This is a genomic window from Qipengyuania atrilutea, from assembly GCF_013370205.1.
Taxonomy (GTDB): Bacteria; Pseudomonadota; Alphaproteobacteria; order Sphingomonadales; family Sphingomonadaceae; genus Actirhodobacter; species Actirhodobacter atriluteus.
On the sequence record NZ_JABWGV010000003.1, the window covers coordinates 384,730 to 400,849 of the forward strand.

General features: G+C 61.8%; 13 protein-coding genes and 1 tRNA gene. 12 read left to right on the top strand and 2 right to left on the bottom strand.

The features are described 5' to 3' along the window. Positions 1-280: 280 nt before the first annotated feature. The 8 genes from HUV48_RS14240 to HUV48_RS09940 all read left to right on the top strand — a co-directional run bounded on the left by HUV48_RS14240 (position 281) and on the right by HUV48_RS09940 (position 10,305). Entirely contained in the window at positions 281-4,048 is a 3,768-nt protein-coding gene (locus HUV48_RS14240; protein ID WP_217906767.1) for a P-loop NTPase family protein, read from the top strand. Continuing rightward, complete coding sequence (locus HUV48_RS14245) at positions 4,045-5,211, top strand: sister chromatid cohesion protein PDS5 (RefSeq protein WP_217906768.1); 1,167 nt, start codon at positions 4,045-4,047, stop codon at positions 5,209-5,211. Before HUV48_RS14240 ends, HUV48_RS14245 begins: the two co-directional genes overlap by 4 nt. 404 nt (positions 5,212-5,615) lie before the next feature. Continuing rightward, positions 5,616-6,023 (top strand): DMT family transporter, encoded by a 408-nt coding sequence (locus HUV48_RS09915; RefSeq protein WP_176267622.1) that lies wholly within the window; start codon positions 5,616-5,618, stop codon positions 6,021-6,023. Between the two features lie 258 nt (positions 6,024-6,281). Then, positions 6,282-6,632 (top strand): GntR family transcriptional regulator, encoded by a 351-nt coding sequence (locus HUV48_RS09920; protein WP_176267623.1) that lies wholly within the window; start codon positions 6,282-6,284, stop codon positions 6,630-6,632. Between the two features lies 1 nt (position 6,633). Continuing rightward, positions 6,634-7,533: an ABC transporter ATP-binding protein gene (locus HUV48_RS09925; RefSeq protein WP_176267624.1), complete on the top strand. Its 900-nt coding sequence runs from the start codon at positions 6,634-6,636 to the stop codon at positions 7,531-7,533. Continuing rightward, positions 7,530-8,411, top strand: a complete 882-nt coding sequence (locus tag HUV48_RS09930) for a hypothetical protein (RefSeq protein WP_176267625.1) — start codon at positions 7,530-7,532, stop codon at positions 8,409-8,411. The genes HUV48_RS09925 and HUV48_RS09930 overlap by 4 nt, the downstream gene beginning before the upstream one ends. Before the next feature lie 57 nt (positions 8,412-8,468). Beyond that, positions 8,469-9,557, top strand: coding sequence for a serine hydrolase domain-containing protein (locus HUV48_RS09935; protein ID WP_176267626.1), 1,089 nt, complete (start codon positions 8,469-8,471; stop codon positions 9,555-9,557). Positions 9,558-9,948: 391 nt separating this feature from the next. After that, on the top strand, positions 9,949-10,305 hold the full coding sequence (locus HUV48_RS09940; protein ID WP_176267627.1) for a hypothetical protein: 357 nt from the start codon (positions 9,949-9,951) through the stop codon (positions 10,303-10,305). A gap of 574 nt (positions 10,306-10,879) precedes the next feature. Here the strand turns inward: HUV48_RS09940 and HUV48_RS09945 are convergent. Further along, positions 10,880-12,169, bottom strand: a complete 1,290-nt coding sequence (locus HUV48_RS09945; RefSeq protein WP_176267839.1) for a site-specific DNA-methyltransferase — start codon at positions 12,167-12,169, stop codon at positions 10,880-10,882. A 207-nt stretch (positions 12,170-12,376) separates the two neighbouring features. On the opposite strand from HUV48_RS09945, the gene HUV48_RS09950 reads away from it, so the two are divergent. Genes HUV48_RS09950 through HUV48_RS09960 form a run of 3 tightly spaced genes read left to right on the top strand, consistent with a single transcriptional unit; the run spans position 12,377 to position 14,615 of the window. Further along, positions 12,377-12,607: a DUF3489 domain-containing protein gene (locus HUV48_RS09950; protein ID WP_217906769.1), complete on the top strand. Its 231-nt coding sequence runs from the start codon at positions 12,377-12,379 to the stop codon at positions 12,605-12,607. After that, on the top strand, positions 12,604-13,011 hold the full coding sequence (locus HUV48_RS09955) for a DUF2924 domain-containing protein (RefSeq protein WP_176267628.1): 408 nt from the start codon (positions 12,604-12,606) through the stop codon (positions 13,009-13,011). The genes HUV48_RS09950 and HUV48_RS09955 overlap by 4 nt, the downstream gene beginning before the upstream one ends. Then, positions 13,008-14,615 (top strand): recombinase family protein, encoded by a 1,608-nt coding sequence (locus tag HUV48_RS09960; RefSeq protein WP_176267629.1) that lies wholly within the window; start codon positions 13,008-13,010, stop codon positions 14,613-14,615. Before HUV48_RS09955 ends, HUV48_RS09960 begins: the two co-directional genes overlap by 4 nt. A gap of 363 nt (positions 14,616-14,978) precedes the next feature. Here HUV48_RS09960 and HUV48_RS09965 read toward each other — a convergent pair. Continuing rightward, a tRNA-Ser gene (locus tag HUV48_RS09965) sits at positions 14,979-15,070 on the bottom strand. Positions 15,071-15,324: 254 nt separating this feature from the next. Between HUV48_RS09965 and HUV48_RS09970 the strand changes: the two genes are divergently transcribed. Continuing rightward, positions 15,325-16,107 carry a DUF1134 domain-containing protein gene (locus tag HUV48_RS09970; protein WP_176267630.1) on the top strand — a complete coding sequence of 261 codons (783 nt, stop codon included), beginning with the start codon at positions 15,325-15,327 and terminating at the stop codon, positions 16,105-16,107. The last annotated feature ends 13 nt before the right edge of the window (positions 16,108-16,120 follow it).

Below are 16,120 nucleotides of genomic sequence, written 5' to 3' on the forward strand. Positions count from 1 at the left end.
GGCCATTGAATAAATCGACCTTGGCTGTTCGATCGATCAAGCGTTGCGCGACCACCTGATCGCCAAGTGGCATATTTGCGACTCGATGCTGTTCGACTGGTTTGTCTGACGCAAAGGATCGGGCGCCGTGGCCTAGCCACCCCCCCCCGGGCGGCCGCGACAAGGACGATCAGCTTCCACCCCTGGGCTTCGGCTGCGCCAAGCAGCGCGCCGGCGGTCGATCGGCGTATCGCCAGGCGAATACATTGGAACAGCGCGTGAATTTGGGCACAGTATCGGTATGGCCACTACACCTCCAACAGTTCTGAAGAAAAAGCGGATGCGGGCAGGCGGTCGGGCGACCGAAGCCGGCATGGCGTTCCAGGCTGCGGTGGCGACCTGGTTCGCGGTCCACATCCTCGCGCGGTTACCCGTGGGCGGCCGCTTCGGCATCAACAACGTCGCACTACCAGTCGCCATCAGGCTGGAGACCGGCACGGGCCTCGACGACATCGAGGTCACGCAGTCCGACGGTGGCGCGCTGCACATCCAGAGCAAGACCTCGGCCACGCTTGCCACCGGCGAGAAGGCGCCGCTGACCAAGACCGGCGGTCAGCTCGCTGGCTGGATGTCGGAGGCGAAGACATCCGGTGGCGCGCCGGACACTACCCGCAACGCCGCGGTACTGGCGGTCCGGTCCGACGCTGCACGAACCCTCGACGACCTCGCGGCCGCCTGTCGGGCGTTCGATCTGGGCGGTGACTGGACCGTCACCAAGGCCCAGCGCAACGTCGCGCAGCGCACAGCGCTAGACGCGCTCGGAACGATCGTGACCACGGCTTGGACCACCCTGAAAGGCTCGCCGCCTACGGACGCCGACCTCACGGACATGGCGCGTAGCTTCCACATCGCTCGCTTCTCGATGGATGAAGGTGACGCCGACTGGCGCGAGGCCTCTAGGCTGCTTGGCCGCCACCTCTACGGAAGCGATGCCGCAGGCGACGATCCACTGCGCGACCTGCGCGGGATCATGCGCGACCTCATCGGCAACGGCGCCCCGGCTGACCGGGATGGCCTCCTCCGTGCGCTTCGGTTGCGAGGGCACGACGACACCGTAGCTCCCCGGTACGAAGCGGACGTCGCCCGGCTCCGTGACGCTACCAAGATGGAACTCGCCCGGCTCGGCATCCATGGCGAGCTACCGGTCGCGAGAGGCATAACGATCACCCGCGAAAGCAATGCACCGCTGACGGCGGCGATGGCGTCCGGTTCACTGCTGGTGGTGGGTGAACCGGGAGCCGGCAAGACTGGAGCCCTCGTCCACGCGGCGAACTCCCTGGTGGCCAGTGGCGCTTTCGTGGTCTTCCTATCGGTCGATCGTTTCCCCGGCGTCGCCATCGCCGCCGACCTGACCTCCGAGCTGCGCCTGGAGCACGATCTCGTCGAGGTTCTGGCAGCCGTGCCCGGGATTCAGCCGAGATACCTGATCATCGATGCGCTCGACGCAGCGCGGGGAGGCCCCTCGGAGGCCGTGTTCGCGACATTGATCGAGAGGGCGAGAGCGGAACTCGCAGAGGATTGGACCGTGATAGCGTCCATGCGCACCTTCGACCTGCGCAACGGCCGTCGGTATCGCACCGCCTTTGCCGGTGCGCCCGCCGATGCCGCGCACTCGGACACCACCCTGGGCACGATCCGCCATTTCTCCATACCGCAGCTCGCAGACGGGGACCTCGCCGCGGCAGGGGCTGCCTCCGCCGAGATCGCGGGGCTCCTCTCCTCAGCCTCACCAGACCTCGCCGAACTGCTGCGCAACGTGTTCAATCTGTCGCTCGCGGCAGAGCTACTCGCGGATGGCACCGATCCCGCCGGCTTCTCCGCCATCGGGACGCAGTCCGGCCTGATCGACACCTACGAGGACCTCCGCATGCCAACCACGGGCATGACCCAGGCAGCGGCTGAAACGGTGTCGACGATGACGGCCAGCAGCCGGCTTGCGGTCCGCAAGGTGGACGTGAAGCATGGCGACCTCGACAAGGTCATACATGCCGGCGTATTGGCAACGGCCGGGGACCTCGTGAGCTTCGCTCACCACGTGCTCTTCGATCACATCGCTGGCAGGTATCATCTCGCTTGGCACGACCCCAACCGTTTGATCGCTCAGCTCGAGGGTGACACGTCGGCCGCACTCCTTCTCGCCCCGGCGCTTCGGTTCGCGGTCGAGCGCATATGGCGCAACGACACGCTGGGTCGCCCGCAGAGCTGGAAGTTCGTGTACGGCATCTTCTCCGCGAAGAAGGTAGACCCTGTGCTCGGCAATGTGGCCCTGCGCATCCTCGCTGAGAACGTGAGCGAGGTGGGTGACCTGACAGGCCTGTTCGACCGTGTGGCCGACAACCCCGAGGACGAGGCGCTCATTAGCCTCCTGAACCGCCTCAGCCGGTTCGTGGCAATGGAGATCGACGCATCGCGCACAGTGACTCTGGAACGCGCGATCGCCTGGGCGACCCTCGCAGGGAAGCTGACGAGCACCAAGAGTCTTCCGGTAATAGATGCGGCCCGCGTCCTGATGCACACGCTGTTCGATCATGCCGACCTCTCCGAGGGTACGCTGCTCGGCATCTTCGGACGCGCCGCGCGCACCATGCTCGAATTCGCGTGGTCGAAATCGCCGCCGCTTCAGACCGCGGGCGGCAGCGCTATCAGATTCGTCGGAAGGAGCTTCGCGGCCGACGTCGCGTCTTCACGGGCGCTCCTCGACAGGATCCTGCGGGAGCCGCACTTCTCGCTGCACGCCGATCGCGAGGCGCACTGGCTCACCGAGCAGATCCTGCCGATCGCCGAGGCGGACCCTGCCTTCGCGGCCGAAGTGTACAGGTGCCTCTACGCCCAGACGATCACGGACACCGCCACGTCCGCGTTCGGCGGTCACCGCAGCCGCATCATGCCGCTCTCCTCGAACCGGCGGCAGGATTACGAGCACTCCCGATGGTATCTGGGGAAGTCGGTCGGGAAGTTCCTCGCGATCTCACCGGAGCATGGAACGCGAGCTGTGATCGACGCCGGCGTCGGCAATGCCAGGACGCAAGGATACGCCGAGCCGGACGACCCCGAAATTGTCGATCTTGGGACCGCGAAGGTCGAGTTCCGCGGGGTTGACGTTGAGTTCAACGCTTGGGACGAGAAGGATGAGGACACGCCGGGGCGCGAGGACGACGTCTTGGCGAACTTCGTGAAGTTCCTGCGCGACTGCGACGTCGACGCGTTCTCGGCGACCGTCGCGGCGGCGTCACGCGACTATGCGACTGCTTCGGTCTGGAACAGGATCCTCGGCGTTGCGAGCGAACGCGTCGCCGAGGTAGGAGATCTGGTCTGGCCCGTGATGGCCAAGCCGGACCTCATCGAGAACGGCGACACACTCCGCGACGCCGTTCGCTTCATCGCCGCCGCATGGCCTGCGCGGACGCCGGAGCAACGGGAGCGTTTCGAGAAGATGGCGCTGGATGACACGCTTCGTCCGGACGAAAAGCAGCAAAAGCGGTGGCGACACATCCTTGGCCGGTTGCTGGCGCTGATCCCCGAGGAAATGCTTTCACTCGACGCCACACGCGAGCTTCGCCGGCAGATGGAGAAGGACGGAGAGCTCGAGGAGAACCGGCCGGTACGCAACTTCTACAGCTCGTGGGGCGGCCACGACGATTGGGCGCTTGAGCAGTTGCGCCGGGACGGCGTGGATTTGGACGCCGGCCCCATTAAGACCATCCTGGACGCGTCGAATGCGCTGGACGCCAAGTACAAGGCCACCCCTAGTGGAAGCGAAGCGTCGGTGCTGGCGGCGCTCTGGTCGGACGCCGTGGCCCTGACGGCAACGATGGATGCCACCCCCGGCCTGCACGAGCAGGTCGATCGATCCGCCTGGGGTCACATCGCCAACGCGGTCGAGCGCGTCGCGTCCAGCCCCAATTACAATCCGGGCGCGGATGGGCTGCCGGACTTGGACACGATGTTCGCGCTGCTCGGCAGGTTGTCGGCCAGCAAGTATCCCGAACCGAGCGGAAAAGAGGAATGAGCATCAGCTGGGGTAACTTGTCTGTGAGAGTATATGCAGCGGACGCATGGGTCTCTCTGGCGCCGAGGTTCGCCGAGGAACGACCGGAGATCGTAGATCAGATCGAGGCGATCCTGGAGGATGTCGAGCCCGCCGTGCGACTGCAGGCGGCGCAGAACCTGCAGGTCATCTGCAAGACGGCGCCCGACCGCATGTGGGAGATGGGCGCGAGGATAGCCGCCGGCGAAGCCGACGATGAGGTGCTGATCGCCTATCTCAACCGGTCGCTCCGACGGTTCAGCCATGCCGAACCCGAGCGCTGCGAGGCGATCCTGACGACGGCCAAGGGTCGGTTGGACGAGTTCGCCCCAAAGGAGGGCGCCCGGGACCGCTTGCAGGAGTGCCTCGGGGGCTGGGCCGCGCAGCTCGACGCGGGCCAGGGCAGGCCGCTCGCGCGCGCATGGCTAGAGGAGTGGTCAGCCGACCCGGAGCAGTTCCAGGACGCGCTCAACGCCTACACCTCATGCCTGCGTGGCACGTTCTTCAGCCGGTATGCCGCCGACGCCGAGCAGGGCAACAGGGACATGTGCGACCGGGCTCAGGAGGGGCTCGCGACCATCTTGCGCCCGGCGCTGGCGTCGTCGGCCACCAATTACGCCACGCTCATGTCGGATGCCACGGACGAGGAGAAGAAAGCGGCCGGTAAGCGCTACAGCGCTGCGGAGCACGTCGTCCACCACGCCATGAACCAACTCTACTTCGGTGCTGGCGCGCGGGCTGACGACATGGAGGAGGGACCGGGCCTCAATAACAGCGCGGCGAAGGCGCGCTTCCTGGCGGACTACGCCGAAATCCTCGCGCTTCTCCAGCAGTCGCGGGAACCCGCCACCCTCCATCACCTTATCGAGCTATACGAGCGCCTGATCCCGGGTGACCCGGTCGTCGTGTTTGAGGCGGTCCACGCGATCCTGACCGGAATCGGCGCGGAGGAGGGGTACCAGTTCGAGAGCCTTGGCAGCACCGCCGTCGTAAAGGTGGTGAAGCGGTACATCGCAGATCATCGTGGCATCTTCGATGACGCCGCGCGAAGAGCGATGCTGGTCGAGATCCTGCAGCTCTTCTCCGAGGTCGGATGGACCGACGCGATCAGGCTGCTCTACGACCTGCCAGACCTGCTGCGCTAGCTAGAAGGACCGTGGGTCACCACGAACCCTCTAGTTGTCGGACAACAGCTTTGCCATCCGTCAAGGCCGATACTTTCCCTTGTTCGCACCGCATCAAGGGGGCGGTTGAGACGGCTTCACTTAAGTCCGCTTTTGGGGACAGCGCAGAGTTTAACGAATGGCCGAATTGGGGCGCAAAGCTGACCGGCAGCTTACGCTGATAGCGGCCTAGCTGCTTATGGGCCGGTAGCGGACTGACCGGTCCCAAGCAGAAGCGCAGCGTAAGCAGACGTGGCGCATGGATGCGTCAGCGATTTACCGCAGCAGCTTGAACCTGCTGGCTGAGAGGCACTCTTCGGCATCTTTCCCTGAATGATTCAGCATTCCTACCTGACCCGCGATATTCGGAATGCTAATCGCCAAAAATGCCCGTTCGCGATGTCGCCCTGCTTGTACTCCTATGCGTGATCTGGGCGGGCAACGTTATCGTCAGCCGTATCGTCGTGACAGACATGGCGATCCCGCCGCTGTTTTATGCTGCGATGCGCACGCTGATCCTAGTTGCCGCTTTGTTTCCGTGGCTCAAGTGGCCGGGGAAAGACTGGTGGCGCGTTGCGCTCGTGACCACCTCTGTCAGCGGAGGCGGTTTTGCCCTGCTGTTTGTGGGCTTGCAGGATGCAACCCCTTCTTCATCCGCCATCGTACAGCTCTCGGGCGCACCGATGACGGTATTGCTGGCCATTGCCATACTCAAGGAACGCGTCCGCTGGCGGCGCGGGATAGGCGAAGACGAATGGCAGCATGTGGGCCGATTGCGAGCAATCCGCTCTTAATCATCTGAGGGCAGGAACCTGCCATTCGACATGTCATCCACAGGCGAAGCGGCTTTGGCCCCGTTAAAAAGCTATATCTCGCAGAGAGTGGACCAGTGGTCGGGGCTACTGCAGCCGCTCGGCGCCAGATTTGCTAAGGCATAGAAAAGCAACCCTTGACGCAATAATCCTAGTGTACTAGTTCACCGATACAATTCGGGAAATTCAGTGCATCTAACGATTGATCCATCGCAGCCTCGACCGATCTACGTGCAGCTCATGGATGAAGTGCGACGGCTGATTGTTCTGGGGGAGCTTGAGTCCGACATGCCATTGCCATCCGTGCGCCAGCTTGCAGCTGATTTGCGGCTGAACCCCAACACGATCGTTCAGGCCTATCGCGAGCTCGAGCGTGCAGGTGTCGTTTACGTGCGCCGCGGCCATGGGACGTTCGTCTCGGCGCAACTGAAGCTGCCCGAGGAGCGTAAGCGCATCCTCGCCGACGTCGTAGCCCGGGCCCTGATCGAGGCGCAGCGCAACGGCATCTCTCCCGACGAGTTCGCCGCCGGGATCATCGAGGCCACTCAACCCGCCTCCAAGGCTCTGGTAAAGCAGGCGAAGGAAGCCTGAGATGGACAGCGCGATCGAAACTTCTGCACTTACGAAGCGCTATGGACACGACCGCGCGCTGACAGATGTCGACTTCTCAGTACCCGAAGGCGCGGTGTGCTTGCTGGCGGGAACAAACGGTGCCGGCAAGACCACTTTACTGCGCATTCTAATCAACCTTGAGCGGCGCACGACGGGCGCTTGCGAGGTCTTGGGCCTGGACCCGGCATGCAACGGTGCGGCGGTCCGGGCCCAGGTCGGGTTCGTTTCTGAAACGACCGATTGGGGCTATGGCTGGCTGCGCGTCGGCGAGATGCTGGCCCACGTCGCCAGCTACTACCCCTCGTGGGATCCCCAATATGCGCTCGAGCTCGCGCAGATCCTCGCCGTCCGCATGGACCGGCGGATGAAGGCGTTGTCGAAGGGCCAGAGGCGCTGCGTGCAAATCGTTACCGCACTGGCGCACCGACCACAGCTGCTCCTCCTTGATGAGCCGACGGACGGGCTTGATCCGCTAGTCCGTGATCGCACGCTGCGCCTCTTCACAGAGCACACAGCCGATACCGGCTGCACCGCAGTGGTTTCAACCCACCTGGTTTCCGAAGTGGCGCAACTGGCCGACCACGTCGCCATCCTGCGCTCCGGTGCCATGCTTCATCAAGGGCCGGTCGAGCGCATGCTCGGCGAACTTCACCGGCTGGAACTGGATGCGCCATCTGGCTGGTCCGCACCATCCGAGCTTCAGACTGCGGTCCTGCGGCAAGACCATGCGATTGGCCGCTCGCCCACCCTCCTGGTGACGGGCCAACTCGCTTCGATTCAGCCGCTCATCACGAAATCGGGTGCTGCTATTCGCCACGCCGGAAGGCTCGATTTATCCGAGGCAGTGGTTGCCCGCCTTCAGTCGGAGCCGAAGTCATGAGCCCAGTTAAGGATCATCCCGCGAGCCTTGGCCGCCAGCTTGTTGAGCAGATCAGGATTATCGGCCGAAGCCTTCGGCGTGAGGCGCTGGCGCTAATCGTCATTCTCCTGGTCCTGACGGCCATCGGCCTCTTCGAAGCGATCCGCGGGGGAGTCGGACTTAATGCCGATCCCGAGCTTCTGCTGGCCACCCTGCCGCTCGCGCTGCTTCTGCCCTTCGCCATCTGGCGAGCAGAGCCGGCGTTCGCCGATGCGTTCGTCTGGTTCATGCCAGTTAGTCGTCAAAGGGTGGCGGCGACAAAGGTGGTAGCGGGCGCATTCTGGCTGCTCGTGCTCGTTCTGCTTGTATTCGCTTGGATTGCAGCACTTGCATTGGGAAGCGGCGGCTCGATGGGCGAGACCGAACAGCGCTTGGTGGGCGATGCCAGCACATCGTTTACGCAACTCGAGTTGCGCAGATGGAGCCCGCCCCTCTGGCTTTGGTTCGTGCCGGTCTTCTCCGCTTTGATCGTCTATCTTCTGGCAAGTGCGGCATTGCTCGGGCTGCGGCATCCGCTCCGGATACTCGGCGTCGTGCTTTTCGGCGGCGCGATGTTGCTGGCGATCGTCTTTGCGGCGTCACCGGGCGGCGCGGTCGGGCAGTCGCTCATGCGGTGGCAGGACCTCGCAGCCAACGGTTCGCTGGGATACAACCTTGCATTTACGGCCGGTGTGTCCAGCCTAAGTGATGAATGGATGCGTGCTGATGGGCAGACCGTCTCGGTATGGCGCGATTTGCCTAGCTTGCGGAGTTGGGCCACTGCGATGCTGTCTTGGTTCGCCGCCGCCGTGATCCTCCTGCTGGCGGCGATCGCCCGCCATCGGGAGCGAACGGGGTAAATCAGCCGAGCTGAACCTGCTCGCCGGGAGCGAACCCGGCTTCTCAGAGGAAATCGAATGATGTTTCGCAGAATTGCTTCTGCCGCAGCAGCGGCATGCCTTCTCCTGTCTTCGCCGGTTATGGCGCAGATGCAAATTCCCTCGGACGCCGAAATCCAGGTGCTGCTCGATGAAGCCGTGAGTTCGGGCCGCACCAAGGGGGTGGCGCTCGGCATTCTACGGCCTGACGGTTCGCGTCGGGTGCTGACCGCGGGTACTGCAGGCGACAAGATCGGCCCAGTTGCGCCCGAGCATGTCTTCGAGATCGGCTCAATAACCAAGACCTTCACGGGTGTCCTGCTGGCCGAGGCGATCAGGCGCGGCGAGGTCGCACCCGAGGATCCGGTCGCGAAACACCTTCCGGCCGGCACCCGCGTGCCTACTCGTGGAGGCAAGGAGATAACCCTGCTTGACCTTGCGACGCACCGCTCGGGTCTTCCTCGAATGCCGGGTGAATGGACCGCACCCGATCCGCAGAACCCCTACGCCTCGTATCAGCCGGAAGACATACTTCAGTTTCTGGCGACCCATGAACTGGCGCATGATATCGGCACGCAACGCTACTCGAACTACGGCGCGGGCCTTCTCGGCCTGGCCCTAGTGCGCGCCGCTGGCGCCAAGGACTACAAGACGCTGGTGAGGAAGCGGATCCTACAGCCCTTGAAACTGCGTGACACCTCATTTGAGCGGCCCGAACGCGGAATGTCTGTGGGCCACGCGAAAAACGGCGAGCCGGTCCCCCATTGGGATGTGGATGGTCTCGCGGGCGCTGGCGGGTTGAACTCAACGGTCGGCGACCTGCTCACTTATCTCGATGCGCATATCGGACCTGCGCGGAGCGATCTGGAACGGTCGATGCGCGCGGCGCAGCTGCCTCAACGTGACATCGGTAAAGGCGTGTGGAAGATCGGCATGCTTTGGCAAATGCGAGAGAGGAACGGTCGCTGGATCGTCTCGCACGGAGGCGGGACCGGCGGATACGGAGCGTTCGTTGCCTTCGATCCTCAATCGGGTGCCGCCGTCGCCGCGCTGGGCAACACGGACGACTTCGACGGAGATTTCGTCCTAGAGATCCTCGCTCCGCGCCTCTCTCAAGAGGGCGAATGAGCTCAGCGCAAGAAGTCAGAAGCGGACTGGCCGCTTCTAAGCAGGAATGCGGAAGCCGCGAATGACCGATATGAGGGCGCTTACATGACCAACAAAAACTGGGCCGGAAACGGATTGTCCGGTTCGGGTGAGCGGACCGATGAAAGCCGACCTTTGGCATCCAACTCACCTGCGGATCGACTTTGGGCGCGGGCAGTAACACGGGGTTGTAACACCCGGAGTGGTGCGGAAAAGCTACCCTATGGATAAGGCGTCAAAGCCGTTCGGACACTTTTGCCAATTCAATTGCAAGCTGTCTTGCTCGAAGCGGTGATAGGCACCCGCTTCGGCGCGCATGTTGCGGAAGATCATTCATAGCTATAACACTTGGATGATGCCCAGTCCCATTCAGATGACAGTTGAAGCACAGATGCAAAGCTATGGGCCACTTCCGGCGGATGACGTATTTTCCTATGCCCAAGCCATCACGCAGACCTTGATTGAAGCTGCAATCGAGGAACTGGTCACGATAGAATTCAGTTCGGGGGCTCGTGCGCAAAATTTACACTTTGTCTTTGACCTACATTGCACAGGTCCCATTTTGCAGGATCTTGGGTTGATAATTTCGTCCGCGCTTTCTCATCGTGGCACCTTCCTGTCGAGACGGTTGAAAGAGGTCGATCGGAGCAACCGGGTTTCCGCAGTCGTTATACGGGTTCAAAATTTGCCTGAGCTACGGATTGAGCGAGATGATATCGACGTTTTTTAAGTTATTCAAAGTAGAGGCGAGCCTTCGGTCGGCAAAGCAAAGGATCGGTTGATGAGGACAGTGAAAGTAGCAATAGCCTTCCTAACGATCGAGGCGGGTTGGTTGGTCACCGGTTGCCAAAATGTTCCAGCGCCTGCCAACACAGTTTCGGAGCCAACTCGATCATATGTTGAACAGCAAATTATCGATCGGCAAAAACCAGCGCTCAGCGAATTACCGGAAGGTAGCTACTCACGCACATCAAGAGAAAACTGCCGTACGGGGTTCAAAAGTCTTGAGATGCGACGGGAGCACCCAGGAGACATGTCGTACGAGCTTTGGTATTTCTGCGTTCCGAATGACGCGTAGACTTGCCATTCGCGTTGTCGCCTAATTTGAATGGCACGTCTCCAAAATAAGTGATTTCGATTTGAAGTTTTCTATCAAATCTAAGATCAAAGGTAGCTGTTAACCCCGCTTTCCCATCGCCCCGCTTTTGCTTGATCCCATCCCAGCGCAGCGGTCTGCACCGACCGTTTCTTCCATCATGTCATCCGCGCCGTCCGCGCCGGGGCGAGACCGTTCTGCGCGCGGTTCATTCGGCGGCCTCCGCTTTGTCCTCGCGGTGAATGAGGAGCGGCACCTTGCCAGTGATCTCGCTCCAGCGGGTCATGGCCAGATCGACGTAGACCGGATCGATATCGAGCCCGCGGAATCTGCGGCCAACGCGCTCTACAGCGATTAGGCTGGTGCCTGAGCCAAGGAAAATGTCGAGCACTAGCCCGCCTTGCTTCGTCACATCGCAGACCGCATCTGCCACCATGGCGACCGGCTTGACCGTCGGGTGCAGGGCGAGATCCTCGCGCCGCGATCCGCGCATCGAATTAACCGAAGCATACTCCCAGACATTGGTGCGATTGCGGCTATGCTTGCCTAGCTTGACACAGTTGGTGTGCGGCGCAGCGCCAACCCGGTAGACGAACACCATCTCGTGTTTCGAGCGGTATAGCGATCCCATTCCAGCATTACTCTTGTTCCACACGCAAATGTTGAGGAGGCTGTCGTAAACATTGGATGCCGACGCCGTGACGTTATCCATGTGGCTCCAGTCCATGCACACGAAGTGCACCGCCCCCTCGCGAGAGACTTTGGCGCAGGCCCCGAGCGTATCGTCAAGGAAGGTGCGAAACTGATCCTCGCTCATCTCGCCTGAGGCCATCGCGAACTCGCGGTGCCGGCCCTTAGTATTGGCGTGCCCATTGATCTTCACATTGTAAGGCGGGTCAAGGAACGCGCAGTCGATTGCCTTGCCTTCCCCAACCAGGCGCTGCAGGAATACGGCATCGCGGCCATCGCCGCAGGCGACTCGGTGCTCATCAAGCTGCCAGATGTCGCCCGGCTGGACGCGGAGATTTTCGGGCACCTCGGGGATGACCTCGTCATCGGGGTCCTCACTCTCGATCAGAATGACGTCGATCTCGCCGGGACTGAACCCGGTCAGGCTGAGATCTATATCGAGTTCAGGGAGTGAGAGCTCTGCAAGCTCGACCTTTAGTATCTCGGTGTCCCAACCCGCATTCAATGCGATTTTGTTGTCGGCAAGGTGGAGTGCCTTTTTCTGCACTTCGGTGAGCCCGGTGAGCTCAATGACCGGGACCTGGTCGAGTCCCATCTGCCTAGCTGCGCGCAGGCGACCGTGCCCAGCGATCACATTTGCTTCTGGATCGGCGAGGATAGGGTTGGTAAATCCGAACGCTTCAATCAAGGCGACAATTTGCTCGATCTGTTGCTTGGGACGTGTCCGAGCGTTGCGCGGATCAGGGGAAAGCTCGGCAACGCACCTGTAGGTGATCTGGAGCGCGCGGTCGGCAGTGCGAGGTGCCAGCTCTTAGGTGGTGCTCATGGCAGGAACATTACAAGAACGCAAACACAGCGCAAGCGAGCGGGCCGATTATCCCCAAGGAAAATCGGCGGCGCCAGTTCCGACTGGACTGCCGGGCAAAACCGAGCATTGGTGTGCATGCGCCCGGTCAACTGGGCTTGCCCTGGTAGCGGCGGCCATTTCGGTAGCCGCGCAAAACCGGAGGCAAGAATGACCAAGGCAGTCACGACCCAGAAACCCACAACCAAACTCGACGGGCTTGAGAAACTACTGAAGCGCAAGAGCGGTGCTAGTATCGCCGAAATGATCACGGCTACCGGATGGCAGCAACACTCGGTCCGGGGTGCCATGGCAGGTGCGCTGAAGAAGAAACGCGGCCATTCAATCACCTCGGCGAAGAACGACGGAACCCGACGCTACCGAATTGAGGTCGCGCAATGAGCGAGGCGGTCGAACAACTGGCCTCCCAGATCGAGGTCCTCGATCTCGACGGCCTGCGTGCATTCTGGAGGGAGCGCTACGGCACGCCTCCACCGCTGCGCTCCGAACCGATCATGAGGCAGCTGCTCGCGTGGAGAGTGCAAGCACAGGCTTTGGGAGGGCTCGACGCGGATGCACGACGGGCTCTCGCTCGGAGTGGCCCCGTACAGCCCGAAGGCAGGCATCTCGGCGTGGGCGCGCGGCTCACTCGCATCTGGAAAGGCCGCGAGGTGACCGTGGTTATTGAAGAGCAGGGATTTCGCTGGGACGACCAGCTTTTCCCGAGCCTTTCGGCTGCCGCCACCGCCATCGCAGGTTCGCGCTGGAACGGCCCGAGGTTCTTCGGTCTCAGGGACGACCAATGACGCCCAGACCCAAGCGCTGCGCGATTTACACCCGCAAGTCCTCCGAGGAAGGCCTCGACCAGTCGTTCAACAGCCTCCACGCACAGCGCGAGGCCTGCGAGGCCTATGTCCTAAGCCAGACGAGCGAAGGCTGGGAGGCGCTTGCCGACCACTACGACGACGGCGGGTTTTCCGGCGGCAACGCGGAGCGGCCGGGATTGCAGGCACTGCTCACTGATATCGAAGCTGGACGCGTTGACATCGTGGTCGTCTACAAGATCGACCGCCTCACCCGCAGCCTTGCTGATTTTGCACGCATCGTCGAGATTTTCGAGAGGAACGAGTGCAGCTTCGTGTCGGTGACCCAGTCGTTCAATACGACCGGTTCGATGGGCAAGCTCATGCTCAACGTGTTGCTCTCTTTCGCACAGTTCGAGCGCGAGGTGACCGGCGAGCGCATTCGTGACAAGATCGCCGCCTCCAAGGCCAAAGGCATGTGGATGGGTGGTATCCCGCCGCTCGGATACGATCCGCCAACCGATGGGTCGAGGACGCTGAAGGTCGTCCCCGACGAGGCAGGGCGTGTTCGGCACATCTTCGCTCGATACCTCGAACTCGGATCGGTCCATGCGCTGCAACGCGACCTGGAAGGTCGACAGATCCATTCAAAGCTTCACATCACCGCCAAGGGTCGCAGGATGGGCGGTCTGCCGTTCAGCCGCGGGGCGCTGTTCCATCTCCTTCGCAACCGGATCTACCTCGGTCAGATCACGCACAAGGGTGAGATTTACGAGGGAGCACATGATGCGATCGTCAGCGAAGAGCTATTCGACTGGCTGCAAGCGAGACTTAATGCCCAGGTGCGGCGGCATCGGAGCAAGGCCGCACGCCGCATCAGCAAGGCTCCGCTTACGGGCAAGCTGTTCGATGCTTCAGGTGAACCCATGAGCCCCACCACCTCACGCGGGAAGTCGGGGCGGTCGTATCGCTACTATGTATCAGCCTCGCTCCAGCAAGGCCGAAAATCTTCCGAACTTCATATGGTTCAGCGCGTATCGGCGCCAGAGATCGAACGGGTGATTGCAGAAGCGGTGCGACGGTGGATGCCCACAGCCGACGATGCGTTCGCAATTGTCCGTTCGGCATCACTCAGCGAACGTGGTCTCCAGGTGACCATAGGAGCGTTGCGAGTTGCCGACATTGCGGTTCGGCTTTCCAATGACGAGGCGGTCCTCGATCGCTCCGCCAACGCAATCACCATCCTGCTGCCGATCCGGTTCGCATCGCGCGGCAGCAAGCAGAAGATCGTCCCAGCGACATCGCGTCCACCACAGCCCGATCAGGTTCTGATCTTTGCCCTAAGAAAAGCCCACGCAATGGTTCGGACAGAGCGCGGCCTGCCGATCTTGGATGTCGCTCCTTCTTCACCATACGACCGCAACATCTTTCGGCTTGCTTTCCTCGCACCCGACATCCAGCGCGCCATCCTCGATGGACGACAGCCGCTTCATCTGAACCTCGAGGCGTTCAAGAAAATCGCCATCCCGCTCGCCTGGTCTGAGCAGCGCAACATACTTGGATTTGGTAGACCGGACGCGCCCTGTTTCGCGGATCAAATACCCTAATATCGGCGATTAAATGCCCTGTTTCGGGTGATTAGATACCCTGTTCCGCCGAATAACAGGAAAATGCCGCATCCGCTCGTACAACCCCCTGAAACTGCGAGACTATATCACGGCCGGATCTGCCAAATATGCCCATATTGGCCTGTTTTGGGGTTCAAGGTTGTATTTTTCCCTGTTCTCCCCTGCTAAACAGGGAAACCGAACCGATGTTCGCATGCGCAGAGACGGCCAGTTCAAACGCCGCCTGAAACGACCTCAGAGACCACTGGAATGATGCCGGTTTGACGGATTGGCCCAAAATACCCGCCTGTTCTCGGCGAGTTACAGGCACCCCTATTAGCAGAGAAAAGTGCTGGGGGTGGGTGGCGGAGACGGAGGGATTCGAACCCTCGATACCCGTTAAAGAGTATGGTTCCTTAGCAGGGAACTGGTTTCAGCCACTCACCCACGTCTCCGCACGGACGTTCGCCTTGGCTGCATGGGCGAACGAAAGGCGCGCTATAACCACCAGTCCGGCATGCGGCAAGGGCTCGTTTCCCGCTTCGCAAATCGGTTACCACAAGGCGCCCTAACCCAACTCGGCGAAGGCATCCGAAGCTTGCGAGCGCGCTTCACCGCGAAATCGATTCGGTTCATCGCGGCTTCATTGCCCTTGCCGCTCAATGGGCGTTGACCGACCCGCAAATCATCGTTTTCTGGAGGGATCGCCATGCGCGATTATGTTCGTGAAGTCCGCCGCTCGGCGCTCGCTGCCCTGGCGGCCATCGGAATGGTGGCAGCACCCGCCGCCGCGCAATCGATCGAGACGATTGATCCGGACAGCGCCATCGACGGCGATCTCGCTGAGCCGGGCGATACCTATTCCTCCCCGCAAGACAGTGCGGCGCCCGAATGGAGCACTCCGGATGCGCAATTGCCGCCCGTCGCGGATGAGCAGGCGCAGCCGCCGGTCTATCCCGATGCGGCACCGGGGGCGGAAATCCCCCCGACGCCTAGCGTCGACGACGGTACGACCTACAAGGAAGACGACCTCATCGGCGCGGCCGAAGGCGTGTTCGGCAAGGGCGCGGAAGGGCTTGCACGCATGATCGAAGACCTGCTTGCAAAGCAGGGCGAACCCAACGGTTACATCGTCGGGCGCGAGGCGGGCGGCGCGTTCATCGTGGGCGCACGCTACGGTTCGGGTACGCTGTACCACAAGGTCGAGGGTCAGATGCCGGTCTACTGGACGGGTCCGTCGATCGGCTTCGATGCGGGCGCGAATGCCGGGAACACCTTCGTTCTCGTCTATAATCTCTACGATACCGATGAACTTTACGAGCGTTATCCGGCGGGCGAGGGGCAGGCCTATGTCATCGGCGGGCTGACCGCCAGCTATCTTCGCAAGGGCGACGTGGTCATGATCCCGATCCGCATGGGCGCAGGCCTACGGCTCGGCGTGAATGCAGGCTACATGCGGTTTTCCAAGAAGCAGCGCTGGCTTCCGTTCTGATTGCGGCAACCTG